We start from the raw sequence: 890 nt of genomic DNA, 5'->3' as shown, positions 1-890 counted from the left end.
TCGTTCAACAAGGGCAAGCGTGATTCGGAGTTCAAGCTGGAGTCAAAGACCGGCGAGTTGCGCAACAACACGGCTTTCATAGATGCCATGACGGAGGACTGGAACCGCTTCCTGTCGGTGGTGCAGACCGACAAGGAGGGCAACCGCCTTAATATAATAAAGGTGGACGGAGTGGATTCCGCCGATGAGAAGGTCATCGGAAAGCGTTTGCAGGAGATAGCCAAGAATGCCACGACCGGAGGGTTGTACACGCAGGTCGGTGAACTTTACGGTTTTCCGATAAAGGTGGTGAGCGAAAGGATACTCAAAGAGGGATTGGAGTTCACCGACAACCGCTTCGTGGTCGAGGGGAACTACAAGTACACCTACAACAACGGGCATCTGGCGATGGCTGACCCGTTGGCCGCCGCCCGCAACTTCCTCAACGCGATGGAGAGGATACCCTCCATCATCGACCAGTACAAGGCGAAGAACGAGGTGCTGGAGATGGAGATACCGCAGTTACAGGAGATAGCGGGTAAGGTGTGGAAGAAGGAGGACGAGCTGAAGCAGTTGAAGTCCGAACTTGCCGCCCTTGACCGAAAAATTCAGCTGGAGCTTGCGCCACCCACGCCCGAAGTCGCAGAAAAGGAGAATGAAGGGCAACAGCTCAAGCCGGAAGCGGAAGATGTGAGGAACAGGCAGGCGCAATATCCCGAAAATGCACCGCCGCAGATACGCAGTCCGGCGGATAGTATCGTTGCCAACCATGTCATAATCGGGCGTCCGGGACTGTATGCCAAGGAGGAAACCCGGTCCAAAGGATTGAAAATATAACCTAAGGAATTTTATCTGAAGTCTTGAGTTCAACTTATAAATGCAACTTTTTGGGTGCGGATAATAAGCAATAA

1 protein-coding gene is annotated in these 890 nt (G+C 52.7%); it reads left to right on the top strand.

The annotated features are described in order from the left end of the window. Positions 1-816 (top strand): hypothetical protein (locus DXD78_RS20875; RefSeq protein ID WP_117652963.1); only part of this gene is annotated, 816 nt, incomplete at its 5' end. Between the last annotated feature and the right edge of the window lie 74 nt (positions 817-890).

This window comes from Bacteroides sp. D20, from assembly GCF_003436255.1.
Classification (GTDB): domain Bacteria; phylum Bacteroidota; class Bacteroidia; order Bacteroidales; family Bacteroidaceae; genus Bacteroides; species Bacteroides uniformis.
This window is presented reverse-complemented; position numbering and strand designations above follow the sequence as displayed.